11 protein-coding genes and 1 pseudogene are annotated in these 12,615 nt (G+C 50.8%); 1 reads left to right on the top strand and 11 read right to left on the bottom strand.

Translation table 11 applies throughout. The features are described from left to right. Positions 1-6: 6 nt before the first annotated feature. Entirely contained in the window at positions 7-534 is a 528-nt protein-coding gene (locus tag NFR98_RS01620; RefSeq protein WP_251459540.1) for a chemotaxis protein CheW, read from the bottom strand. A 6-nt stretch (positions 535-540) separates the two neighbouring features. Next, the gene (locus NFR98_RS01615; protein ID WP_046720757.1) at positions 541-1,662 is read right to left on the bottom strand and encodes a M20/M25/M40 family metallo-hydrolase; all 1,122 of its coding nucleotides are present in this window, start codon (positions 1,660-1,662) and stop codon (positions 541-543) included. Between the two features lie 122 nt (positions 1,663-1,784). Here NFR98_RS01615 and prli42 point away from each other — a divergent pair, with 122 nt between their 5' ends. Then, complete coding sequence (gene prli42, locus NFR98_RS01610; protein ID WP_017550500.1) at positions 1,785-1,877, top strand: stressosome-associated protein Prli42; 93 nt, start codon at positions 1,785-1,787, stop codon at positions 1,875-1,877. Between the two features lie 30 nt (positions 1,878-1,907). Here prli42 and NFR98_RS01605 read toward each other — a convergent pair whose 3' ends face one another. From NFR98_RS01605 to NFR98_RS01565, 9 genes and pseudogenes are all read right to left on the bottom strand, one after another. Next, entirely contained in the window at positions 1,908-2,411 is a 504-nt protein-coding gene (locus tag NFR98_RS01605; RefSeq protein ID WP_014098084.1) for a L,D-transpeptidase, read from the bottom strand. 163 nt (positions 2,412-2,574) lie between these two features. Continuing rightward, positions 2,575-3,012: a BrxA/BrxB family bacilliredoxin gene (locus NFR98_RS01600; protein WP_014098083.1), complete on the bottom strand. Its 438-nt coding sequence runs from the start codon at positions 3,010-3,012 to the stop codon at positions 2,575-2,577. A gap of 267 nt (positions 3,013-3,279) precedes the next feature. After that, positions 3,280-4,191, bottom strand: a complete 912-nt coding sequence (pfkB, locus tag NFR98_RS01595; protein WP_061087023.1) for a 1-phosphofructokinase — start codon at positions 4,189-4,191, stop codon at positions 3,280-3,282. A gap of 216 nt (positions 4,192-4,407) precedes the next feature. Then, the gene (locus NFR98_RS01590) at positions 4,408-5,685 is read right to left on the bottom strand and encodes a dihydrolipoamide acetyltransferase family protein (protein ID WP_014098081.1); all 1,278 of its coding nucleotides are present in this window, start codon (positions 5,683-5,685) and stop codon (positions 4,408-4,410) included. A gap of 24 nt (positions 5,686-5,709) precedes the next feature. Further along, positions 5,710-6,693 carry an alpha-ketoacid dehydrogenase subunit beta gene (locus NFR98_RS01585; protein ID WP_014098080.1) on the bottom strand — a complete coding sequence of 328 codons (984 nt, stop codon included), beginning with the start codon at positions 6,691-6,693 and terminating at the stop codon, positions 5,710-5,712. An 11-nt stretch (positions 6,694-6,704) separates the two neighbouring features. Then, complete coding sequence (locus tag NFR98_RS01580) at positions 6,705-7,694, bottom strand: thiamine pyrophosphate-dependent dehydrogenase E1 component subunit alpha (RefSeq protein ID WP_014098079.1); 990 nt, start codon at positions 7,692-7,694, stop codon at positions 6,705-6,707. Positions 7,695-7,717: 23 nt separating this feature from the next. Then, positions 7,718-9,130 carry a dihydrolipoyl dehydrogenase gene (gene lpdA / locus NFR98_RS01575; RefSeq protein ID WP_014098078.1) on the bottom strand — a complete coding sequence of 471 codons (1,413 nt, stop codon included), beginning with the start codon at positions 9,128-9,130 and terminating at the stop codon, positions 7,718-7,720. Between the two features lie 22 nt (positions 9,131-9,152). Further along, complete coding sequence (locus NFR98_RS01570) at positions 9,153-10,256, bottom strand: Leu/Phe/Val dehydrogenase (RefSeq protein WP_017550506.1); 1,104 nt, start codon at positions 10,254-10,256, stop codon at positions 9,153-9,155. Between the two features lie 270 nt (positions 10,257-10,526). Further along, positions 10,527-12,592, bottom strand: a pseudogene (locus tag NFR98_RS01565) (sigma 54-interacting transcriptional regulator). Positions 12,593-12,615: the final 23 nt, after the last annotated feature.

Here is a 12,615-nt window from a genome sequence, read left to right as displayed (position 1 = left end):
CGGCGCTCACGAATTTCCGGCCGCTTCTTTCATATAAGCGGCAATGTCTGCAATCCCTTCAAGCGACGCCGTAAACAAATCGACATCCATAATGGTAATCAGCCTGTCCTTCAAACTGGCGACAGCCGTAAAATAATTTGTCCGCCCGTAGCCGGCAAGGCCGATCTGTTTTTTCTCTTCTTCCTGTATTTCCACAATGTCGTTTGCCTCTTTGACGAGCAGGCCGACCGGAATGGCTTCTGTCCGGACGACGATAATACGGGCGTCCTCTATGGAGGAAAGCGGTGTCTGGTAAAAACAATGTTCGACGTCAATAATCGGGATCAGTTCATCCCTCACCTTCATGATGCCCCGTACAAATGCAGGCAGTTTTGGGACGGGATTGGCCGCTTGCGCCTTTTCAACAGAAATGACCGATCCGATATGAATGCCGTACTCCTCTTCCCTCGTTTTAAAAATGATATATTTATTGAGCGCTTCCAACTGATCGCTTCCTTTCTTAAAAAGGAAGCGGTTATCCCGCTTCCGCCTCAAATCCTGTTACTCCCCGCCGGCCACTTCCGCAATGGCAACCGCCATCTCAGCCAGTTTGACCAGTTCTTTAACCGGAATTCTTTCTTTTGTCGTATGGATTTCTTCATACCCTGTGCCGAGATTGACCGTCGGGATGTTAAATCCTGCAATGACGTTGGCGTCGCTTCCGCCCCCGCTTTGCTCCAGCTTGCTCTCGCGGCCGATTTTTGCTGCTGCTTTTTTGGCCACTTCCACCACTTGGTCGCCGTCTGAGAATTTAAATCCCGGGTACATGACGTTCACTTCGACTTCCGCTTTTCCGCCCATTTCCAGTGCCGTCTGTTCAAAAGCGGTTTTCATTTTGGCAACCTGTGTTTCCATTTTTTCCGGAACGAGTGAACGGGCTTCCGCCAGAATATCGACGCGGTCGCAAACGATATTGGTTGCCTGACCGCCTTCAAAGCGCCCGATATTCGCGGTCGTTTCACTGTCAATGCGGCCGAGCGGCATTTTTGCGATCGCTTTTGCGGCAATGGTGATCGCGGAGACCCCTTTTTCCGGCGCCACACCGGCATGGGCGGTTTTGCCTAAAATGGTTGCTTTGATTTTGGCCTGCGTCGGGGCAGCCGTTACAATCGTGCCAACCGGGCCGTCGCTGTCAAGGGCAAAGCCGTATTTTGCTTTTAACAGCGACGGATCGAGCGCGCGCGAACCGACCAGTCCAGACTCTTCGCCGACAGTAATGACAAACTGGATATCCCCGTGGCGGATCTGGTCTTCTTTCAATACCCGGATCATTTCCAACATCGCGGAGAGCCCGGCTTTGTCGTCAGATCCGAGGATTGTCGTGCCGTCTGATTGGATCCAGCCGTCTTTGATGGACGGTTTGATGCCTTTCCCCGGAACGACGGTATCCATATGGGAAGTAAAATAAATCGGCGTCGCTTCAGGAACATTGCCTTTCAATGTGCAGATCAGATTGCCAAAGCCGTGCCCCGTTTTTGCTTTTGTATCATCCTCATATACTTCAAGGCCAAGGCCTTCAAATTTTTGTTTTAAGACCTTGCCAATTTCTTCTTCATGTCCGGTTTCCGAATCCACCTGAACCAGTTCAAAAAATTCTTTTACTAACCGTTCTTCATTCACCATGGAAAAACCTCCAATATGTATATGTACTTTAATAGTATAACGCGAATGATTTTACTTGTACAACCGGCGGCTTCAGGCTAGAATAAAAATGATTACCGTCCGTTTAAGAGGTGAAGTCTGCTTTGTCGAAAAAAACGCAGAAAATTGTCGTGTACTTAATGCTCATTGCCATGCTGGCAGGAACAGTTCTTTCCGGCCTTTCAATGCTGTTTTAAAAAAGGAACGGGAAAGTCCGCGTTCCTTTTTTAAATGGCGCCTTTTGCTTTTGCCAGTTCGGTCATCGGCCGGGTTGACCGAGTGATGTAAATTTTTGTTCCGACCGGCACTTCATCGTACAGCTTTTCGAGTGCCGCTTTCGGCAGGCGGATGCAGCCGTTTGAAATATACCGGCCGATTGAAGCAGGATTGTTTGTGCCGTGCAGGCCGTAAATCCGGCCGTCCGTGCCGCGCGCATCAAAACCGATCCAGCGCGAGCCGAGCGGATTGCGCGGGTCACCGCCAGGAATATTCTTTTTCCGGTAATACGGATTTTTCGCCTTGACTTTGATCGTAAAAAACCCTTCCGGCGTCAGGTCATTTGTTTTCCCGGTCGCAACCGGTGTTTCGAGCCGGACTTTCCCGCCGCGGATCCAAGCAAGCCGGTTTGTTGTTTTATTGACAATAATGAGCGGGTCCCCCGGGGCAACATGCCCATCCGCCGGCCATACCGATAACCCGAAAACAAGCATCCATGCCACCCATATATGCATAAGCCATTCACCTGCTGGTTGTATTTTTCTTTAGTATGCATCCCGCATGCCGGTTCATACATGCGGAAGATGCGCTTACGCAGAAGGCACACTTTGCACCCGGGTTACGCCCCTGTAAAAAAAGCCTGCCCCTTTCCAAAACGGAGGGGACAGGCTTTATGCATTACAGTTCTTCACAATATTCTTCAAACAATGCTTGCAGCTCGGCCACGACAGCCGCCGGGTCATGCCCTTCGATCTGGTGCCGTTCAATCATTTTCACAATCTTGCCGTCTTTTAAAAGAGCGAAAGACGGGGAGGACGGCGGATAACCGGTAAAATAGCTGCGTGCCCTCGCCGTTGCTTCTTTATCCTGGCCGGCAAAGACGGTTACAAGCTGGTCCGGACGCTTATCATAATGGATGGCGTGCGCCGCAGCCGGCCGTGCAATGCCCCCTGCGCAGCCGCACACAGAGTTGACCAGGACAAGCGTCGTCCCTTTTTTGGAAAACGCTTCGTCTACTTCTTCCGGCGTCCTCAGTTCCCGGTAGCCGGCTTCTACTGCCTCTTCACGGGACATGCGCACGACATCATTCATATAAAGATTAAAATTGACAGACATGCCACTCATCCTTTCATTCTGCTTTAAAGCTAATCATAGCAGGTTTTCACGTTGCTTTTCAAATATTCTGTTTGCAGCCGTCCCTTTTCTTTTATTTTACGCGTAAAAACGAAAAAAATAGCCGGAAAGCGTTTATTTTTCCACAAAACCGGGTAAAATGACAGTACATCTAGATCCATACCCCTAAACTCCCTAGATGCTTTGGATGGCGTCTCATGCGCTGTCCCTTTTTTATGCAAAAAAACCGGGGCATCCCGGTTTTTCGTTTTATAAAGATTGGACATGGACCTGTTCGAGAAGCGATGTTGCTTCTTGCTTTGTGCACAGTTCCATGGAAAATGCCGTTGCAGAACCGCAGGCAACCCCGAGTGCAAACGATTCTTTGTACGATTTTCCTTTTGCCATCCCGCTTACAAACCCGGCTACGACCGAATCGCCGGCGCCGGCAGAATTTTTTACCTTCCCTTTCGGCGCTTGCGCAAAATAAGATACTTCCTTATTCAAAAAGAGCGCACCCTTTTCTGCCATCGAAACGATCACATTTTCAACGCCCATATCAAGCAGGCGGCTGCCATATTGTTTCGCTTCTTCAGGCGTTTCGACTTTCACGCCGAAAATTTCGCCGATTTCATGATGGTTCGGCTTGATTAAGAACGGGCCCGTTTTGATGACATGGCCGAGCGATTCGCCGGAAACATCTGCGATCACGCGGATTTGTTTTTCACGGCATTTTTGAATGAGGCTGGCATAAATGGATGGCGGGAGCGAACTTGGGATGCTGCCGGAAAACAAAATGGCATCCTCTTCGTTTAGGCTGTCGATTTTGGCAAGCAGCCGGTCCAGCTCCGTTTCCGAAATAGAAGGCCCCATTCCGTTGATTTCCGTTTCAACACCGGATTTTAATTTTATATTGATCCGCGTGTCGCCTGAAACTTGGACAAAATCCGTTAAAATGCCTTCTGCTTTAAGAAAATTTTCAATGTAGCTGCCGGTGAAACCGCCGAGAAAGCCGAGTGCCGTAGAATCAACGCCCAGCCTTTTCATGACGCGCGAGACGTTGATGCCTTTTCCGCCCGGAAATTTGGTGTCCATCACGGAACGGTTCAATCCGCCAAGTTCAAAATGTTCCACCTGGACGATGTAGTCAACAGACGGATTCAGTGTTACCGTATAAATCATTTTTTACACAACCTTTGCTTTGGAGATCAGTTTTAGTATTCCCCTTTTTGATGGCAATCGTTCCACGCCTGCACGATTGCAAGCGGTGCATCCGGTCGTTATTTTACCTTCAAAAACAGTAAAAATCAATTAAATTCATTCAAAAACAATCAGTTTTCCATAAATCGCCACATTTTCCAAAATAGAAAAGCCCGCTTCATCAGCGGGCATTTTTCATTAATAGAGCGGTGCCGTTTCCGGTGTCACCGTCTCTAAAATCTCTTTGACGCGCTTCAAGAAGCGGCCGGAGACAAGTCCGTCCAAAATGCGGTGGTCAATCGACAGACAAAGGTTCACGATATCGCGCGCCGCAAACATTCCCTCTTCCATGATGACAGGGCGTTTGACAATCGACTCGACCTGGAGAATGGCAGCCTGCGGATAGTTGATAATCCCCATCGACTGCACCGAACCAAATGACCCGGTATTATTGACGGTAAAGGTGCCACCCTCCATGTCTTCCGGGGCGAGTTTCCCGGCGCGGGCTTTTTGCGCCAGGACAGCAATTTCACGGGCAATGCCTTTGATCGATTTTTCATCGGCATGCTTTATGACCGGCACGTACAGCTTGTCTTCGGCGGCAACCGCGATCGAGATGTTGACATCATGTTTCTGGATAATGGCATCCCCGGCCCACGTTGAATTGAGCGCAGGAAACTCTTTCAATGCCCGGGCGACCGCTTTGACAAAAAAGGCAAAGTATGTGAGGTTAAAGCCTTCACGCCGCTTAAACTCTTCTTTTACGGCATCCCGGTAGCGGACAAGGTTCGTAACGTCCGCTTCGACCATCATCCACGCATGCGGAATTTCCTGTTTGCTGCGTGCCATATTGTTCGCGATCGCTTTACGCACGCCGGTAACCGGAATCACCGTATCTTCTTTTCCAGCTTCCCGTACAGGCAAAGGCCGGGAAGCAGGCGGCGTTTCACGGGCAGGTGCCGGTTTTGCCGGTTCCGGTTTTGAAGGTGCCGGTTTTGAAGGAGTCGGTTCCGCCTCATTCCCCCTGCTTTCAATGATTTTTAACAGGTCTTTGCGCGTGATCCGGCCTTCCCTTCCCGTTCCTTTCACCTGGTTCAAGTCAATGCCGTATTCCTGGGACAGTTTTAAAACGGCCGGGGAATAGCGGACTTTTTTCCCTTTTTCCGCTTCCGGCTGTGGCGCTGCAGCATCCGAACCCGGACCCGGTTCTGCTTCAGGCTGGACATTTGTTTCGGCTGCGGTTTTGACCGTGCAAATGACTTCCCCGACAGCAACGGTTTCGTCTTCCGAAGCGATCAGTTCCACGATTTCCCCTTCAAACGAAGAAGGCACTTCGGCATTGACTTTGTCTGTTAATACTTCACAAAGCGGATCGTATTTATGGACATGATCACCCGGGGATACAAGCCACTTGCTGATGGTTCCTTCCGTCACACTTTCTCCGAGCTGCGGCATCGTAATATTTTCTATCGCCAATTGGCACCCTCCTATCCTGCAATTCTAAAATTCGGCCAGTTCCCGCATTGCTTTTTCGACTTTTTCGGGATTGACCATAAAATATTTTTCCATCGTCGGCGCATACGGCATTGCCGGAACATCCGGACCGGCCAGACGCATGATCGGGGCGTCCAGGTCAAACAGGCAGTTTTCCGCAATGATCGCGGCAACTTCGCCGATAATGCTTCCTTCTTTATTGTCTTCCGTGATAAGCAGCACTTTCCCGGTTTTTGCAGCTGCCTCGATGATTGCCTCTTTGTCGAGCGGATAAACGGTGCGCAAATCGAGAATATGTGCTTCGATCCCGTCCTCTCTAAGCTTTTCCGCAGCCTGGAGGGCAAAATGGACGCAAAGCCCGTACGTGATCACCGTAATATCCGTTCCTTCCCTTTTTACTTCGGCCTTGCCGATCGGGAGCACATAATCTTCATCCGGCACTTCACCCTTAATCAGGCGGTACGCGCGCTTATGTTCGAAAAAGAGAACCGGATCATCGTCCCGGATTGCGGCTTTCAGCAACCCTTTTACGTCATAAGGCGTGGACGGCATGACAATTTTCAGCCCCGGCTGGTTTGCAAACACCGATTCAAGCGACTGGGAGTGATACAGTGCCCCGTGGACACCACCTCCGTACGGTGCACGCACGACAAGCGGGCATTGCCAGTCATTATTGGTGCGGTAGCGGATTTTCGCCGCTTCCGAAATAATCTGATTGACAGCCGGCAGAATAAAATCGGCAAACTGGATCTCGGCAACCGGCCGCATCCCGTACATCGCAGCCCCTACGCCGACCCCGGCAATCGCCGATTCAGCGAGCGGCGTATCGATCACTCTTTCGGCGCCGAACTGCTCGTATAATCCGGCCGTCGCCTTAAATACCCCGCCTTTTTTTCCAACATCTTCGCCGAGCACAAATACTTTTTCGTCCCGTTCCATTTCTTCCCGCAATGCTTTTGTAATTGCGTCAATATATGAAATGACAGCCATCGTTCTCCTCCTTACTCCCCGTAAACAAACCGGAGCGCATCTTCCGGTTTAGCATACGGCGCTTTTTCGGCGTAATCGGTTGCCTCATTGACGGTTTGGATGACGCGCGCATCGATTTCTTTTTCTTTTTCCCCGTCAAGAAGGCCCGCCTCTTTTAAGTACCGGCTAAATAAAACAACCGGATCTTTTTCTTTTGCCGTCTTCACTTCTTCCTGCGCACGGTAGCGGTCATCATCATCGGAAGAATGCGGTGTAAAGCGGTAAACAAGCGTTTCGATTAAAGTCGGCCCTTCCCCGCGCCGGGCACGGTCCGCCGCTTCTTTGACCACTTCATAGACAGCGAGCGGATCGTTTCCGTCAACTGTCACACCCGGCATGCCGTAGCCGATCGCACGGTCGGAAACGCGCGGGTTCCCGAGCTGCTTTTCAATCGGGACACTGATGGCATACTGGTTATTTTCGCACATGAAAATGACCGGCAGCTTGTGGACCGCGGCAAAATTCGCCCCTTCATGGAAATCGCCCTGGTTGGATGATCCTTCCCCGAAAGTGACAAAGGTAACAAAATCCTTTTTCTCCATTTTGCCTGCGAGCGCAATTCCGGCCGCATGCGGTACCTGTGTCGTTACAGGGGAAGACTGGGTGACGATTCTGTTTTTCTTCTGCCCGTAGTGGCCTGGCATTTGCCGGCCGCCCGAATTCGGGTCTTCCGCTTTGGCAAACCCGGAAAGCATAATGTCGCGTGCGGTCATGCCGAAAGCGAGCACAATCCCGAGATCGCGGTAATACGGCAATACATAATCTTTTGTCCTGTCGAGCGCAAAAGCGGCGCCAACCTGGGCAGCTTCCTGGCCCTGGCAGGAGACAACAAACGGAATTTTGCCGGACCGGTTTAAAAGCCACATCCGTTCATCCACCTTGCGCGCAAGCAGCATCATTTCGTACATTTCCAATACTTCCCGGTCGCTTAAACCTAAGTCTTTATGCCGATTTTTATTCATTGTTATCACTCCTTATCCAAAAGCTACGCATGGATTTCAAGCCCATCTACTGCGAGTGCCGCCTCCCCAATCGCTTCGCTTAGCGTCGGGTGCGGATGGATATTCATGGCCACCTCCCACGGCGCCGCATCCAAAACGCGTGCAAGCCCGGCTTCTGAAATCATATCTGTTGCATGCGGCCCGATGATATGTACGCCTAACAGATCGTCGGTTTTTGCGTCTGCCACGATTTTAACAAAGCCGTCCGTTTCCCCGTAGACAAGCGCTTTGCCGACTGCCTGGAACGAAAACCGGCCAATTTTTACATCATATCCTTTTTCTTTTGCTTTCTCTTCCGTCAGGCCGACACTGGCAATTTCAGGATTGGAATACACACATTTCGGCACCATGGTGTCATCGAGCGGGTCCACGCTTTTCCCGGCGATGCGGTCAGCCGCAATGATGCCTTCCCTTGCTGCTACATGGGCAAGCTGCAACCCGCCGATGCAGTCCCCGATCGCATAAATATGGGATTCTTTTGTCTGGTAAACTTCATTGACCTGAATAACGCCGTTTTCGATTTCAATATCCGTATTTTCGAGGCCGATGTTTTCCGTGTTGGCCAGCCGGCCGACCGATAATAAAAGCTTATCTGCCTCAAACGTTTTTCCGTTTTCCGTGCCGATCCGCACCTTGCCGTCCCCTGTCTGGAGGGAAGCTGCATTGAATGCGGTACCGGTGAAGATGGCAACCCCTTTTTTCTTCATAAGGCGCGTAATTTCTTTTGAAATGTCGCTGTCTTCTCCCGGCAAAAGGCGCGGGGAAGCCTCAATGATCGTCACCTTTACGCCAAAGTCGGCAAGCATCGAGGCCCATTCCACACCGATCGCCCCGCCGCCTGCAATCAGGATGGATGCAGGGAGTTCTTCCATTTCAAGCGCTTCGTCAGATGTCATCACATATTCCCCGTCGACTGCAAACCCGGGAAGCACACGCGGGCGCGAGCCGGTCGCAATGATTAAATTTTTCGGGAGGAGCATCTCATTGTCTGTACCCGCACCCTCGATTGAAACCGTTCCTGCTACGGGCGAAAAAATGGAGGGGCCGAGGATTCTGCCGGTGCCTTCATACACATCAATTTTCCCTTTTTTCATCAAGGATTGAACGCCGCGGTGCAATTGCGCCACAACTGCGTTTTTCCGTTCCCGGATTTTTGCAAAATTCAAGGCGGCATCACGGACATCCACGCCGAAATCGGCGCTTTTTCGGACCAGCCGGTATACTTCCGCGCTTCTTAACAGGGCTTTTGTCGGAATGCAGCCTTTATGGAGGCAGGTGCCGCCAAGTTTTGATTTTTCAACAATTGCTGTTTTTAACCCGTTTTTTGCTGCGCGGATGGCGGCCACATAGCCGCCTGTTCCGCCGCCCAAAACAACGACATCGTATTCTTTTGCCAATGTTGTTCCTCCTTCACTTGCGTTACCGCGGAAGCCGTTTTTCGAGCACGTGTTTATTGTGCGGCAAAAATTGTGAACGCGCACGGGAAACTTTTGCAATCCGTTCTTCCGCCATCCGGTCTGCCGCCAAATAGGACGGAATCCCGTCGCGTTTTGAAATGTCGATCACTTTCTGTACATTATAGTAGACTTGCTCGACTTTTTTCATCGCTCTTTCCCGGTTGTAACCGTGCAGTTCGTCAGCCACATTGATAACCCCGCCGGCATTGATGACATAATCGGGTGCATAAAGAATGCCCATTTCATGCAGCCGGTCGCCGTGCTTCGGTTCTTTCAACTGGTTATTTGCAGACCCCGCAATCACTTTTGCTTTCAGCTGCGGAAGCGTTTCATCATTCAAAATGGCCCCGAGCGCGCATGGGGCAAAAATATCACAGTCCTGGGCGTAAATGTCATCCGGGTCCACTGCTTTTGCCCCGAAAGCCTCAACAGCCCGTTTTACCGCCTCCGTTGAAATATCGGTCACAATAAGGCGGGCGCCTTCTTCGTGCAAATAGCGGCACAGTTCAAATGCAACATGGCCGACGCCCTGGACGGCGACGGTTTTCCCCTCAAGCGAATCACTTCCGAACGCCTCTTTTGCCGCTGCTTTCATGCCGACATAGCAGCCATACGCCGTGACAGGTGAAGGATTTCCGGATGAACCGTACGTTTGCGAAACGCCTGTCACAAAATCGGTTTCCTCGTGGATGATGTCCATATCTTCAACAGTGGTGCCGACATCTTCAGCTGTAATATAGCGGCCCCCGAGCCCCTGGATGAACCGGCCGAACGCCCGGAACATTTCTTCATTTTTGTCTTTGCGCGGGTCGCCGATGATGACGGTTTTCCCTCCGCCAAGATTGAGACCGGCGGCAGCGTTTTTATACGTCATCCCCCGCGCAAGCCGCAACGCATCTTCAATGGCGGCTTCTTCCGTTGCGTAAGTCCACATTCTCGTGCCCCCGAGCGCTGGCCCGAGTGTTGTATCATGTATGGCGATCACCGCTTTTAATCCAGATGCGTCATCATGGCAAAACAACAGTTGTTCATAATCGTATTTTCGCATATAATCAAAAATTTCCATTGGACTTCCTCCTTTTCCGCAAGCAAAGCTGTCAGAAAGCTGTACAGGCATTTTTGCGGCTGTAACGGACAGCCCGATGCCTCTTTTGAAAACGGCACACCGCTTTTTCCGAAACCCCGGGCCAGCCTTCACTGTTGAAAATGCAAAAAGAATGCCACTTTCGCATTGTTTTCCTGTTTCCGCTTTTCATGCAGAAATGGCGAAAAGAGCGGGGCTTAAAAAAATAAACTTCCGTTTACCAGTTTGCTACTTTTTGCACGAATATGCAAATTATTGCATGCTGATTTTTGCAAGCCGGTATTTTTCCAATTTATAGTACAGGCTTCTTAGTGAAATGCCAAGCTGTTTGGCCGTATTCGTTTTGTTCCCGGCATTTTCTTCGAGCGCTTTTTGGATCAGCTGCTTTTCAAAAGCGGACAGCATTTCATCGAGGTTGCCTTTTTCGGGTACCCCGTCCGCTTCTTGCTTTTCCGCGCGTTTCCCCGGGGATAAACCAAGCCCGTCAAGATGGTCCGCATCAATCGATTTTTCATGGAAACCCATAAAAATGATGGCCCGCCCGAGCACATTTTCCAATTCACGGACGTTTCCCGGCCAGTCGTAGCGGTACAGAATGGAAAGCGCTCTGCTTGTGATGCCTTCTACATTCCGGCCGTAATCCTGATTGATTTTTTGGATGAGACGCCTGGCCAGTAACGGAATCTCCTGTTTTCTCGCCCTGAGCGGCGGAATCCGATTGGCATGCGGTCGAGCCGGTAATATAAGTCTTCCCGGAAATTTCCTTCTGCAACAGCTTTTTCAAGGTCGGCATGCGTGGCACAAATAATCCGGACATCCACCGGTACCGGCTTTGTGCCGCCGACTTTCACAATCTCTTTTTCCTGCAGGACGCGCAAAAGTTTTGCCTGCATATGGGCGCTCAGTTCACCGATTTCGTCCAAAAACAGGCTGCCATGGTCGGCTTCTTCAAACAACCCCTTTTTGCCGCCTTTTTTCGCGCCTGAAAAAGCGCCTTCCTCATAGCCGAACAGCTCGCTTTCAAGCAGCGACTCGGCAATGGCCGCACAGTTGACACGGACAAATTTATGGTTTTTCCGGCTGGATGCCTGGTGGATGGCATGCGCAAACAGCTCTTTACCGGTGCCGGATTCGCCGCGCAGCAAAATCGTCACAGGTGTCTGTGCCGCCAGTTTGGCCTGTTCCACGGCGATATCCATTTCATCGGAAGCATGGATAATGTCCTCAAATGTATATTTTGCCGTGGCAGCCTGCATCATTTGCCTTCTCGCCCGGCGCAATTCCGTTGTTAATGTCTCGATTTCAGAGACGTCATGAATCACGCCGACGCTTCCCTTTAGCATGCCGTTGACGATGACCGGCGCAACATTGACAATCACTTCTTTTTTTAACGGACCGACCCGCATTTTCACGCCGCGTACCGGTTTTTTCGTTTGCAGCACTTTAAAATGCATGCTTTCGCCTTCGGAAATATCCGCTGTTGCCGGTTTGCCGATGACTTCCTCTTCGCTTAACCCGGTGATTCTTGTATAAGCCGGATTGATGAGGATGCCGCGCCCTTTTTCATCGACAACGGAAATCGCATCATCGCTTGAGTGGATAATGGCCTGCAGCATCATCTTGATTTCTTTTAAATTCGTAATCTCCTCAGCCTGTTTCACAGCTTCCGTAATATCCCGGAAAACGGAAATGGCCCCGGCGACTTTCCCGCCATCAAACATCGGAATGTGGGAGGCGAGTATTTTGACCCCGTTTTGCAGTTCAATTTCCACGTTTGTTTCCCTTTTCTTTGTTTCAAGGACATGGGCAAGCCGGCTTTTCGGGATCACGCTTGAGATCGGCTTGCCAAGCACTTCCCGGGCCGAAACGCCGTTGATCTTTTCCGCGGCCCTGTTCATAAAAATGATCCGGCCGTTTTTGTCAATCACCGTCATGCCTTCTGCCGTCGACTGAAGGATGAGCGCATGTTTTTTTGTTTCGCTTTCCAACTTCCGGATTAAGGCTTCTTTTTCCTCCAGCAATTTCGCAATCAAATAGGCGACACTGCCGGGGATGACAATCCGGCCCGTGCAATCGGCAGCGATTTCACGAAAAACTTGCTCATCCCCGGTTACCTCAATGATAATATCGACATCGGGACCTGAAAAAACGCGCCAGTTGTTTCCGGTCTTTACGCCCATGTTTTTGGCAAGCCGGATCCCCTCCGCCTGCGGATTGATATCAACGATGCCGGCCACACGGAATCGTGCGCTCTCGGACAATATTTTTAAAATCGCTTTTCCGCCTTTCCCCCCGCCAACGATTAAAACATTTTGCATCGCTGCTCCCCCTTTTCGTGCTG

It is taken from the genome of Weizmannia agrestimuris (assembly GCF_943193165.1).
Lineage (GTDB): Bacteria > Bacillota > Bacilli > Bacillales > Bacillaceae_C > Weizmannia > Weizmannia faecalis.
The sequence above is the reverse complement of the archived record's forward strand: the minus strand, read 5'-3'. Positions and strand labels throughout refer to the sequence as shown.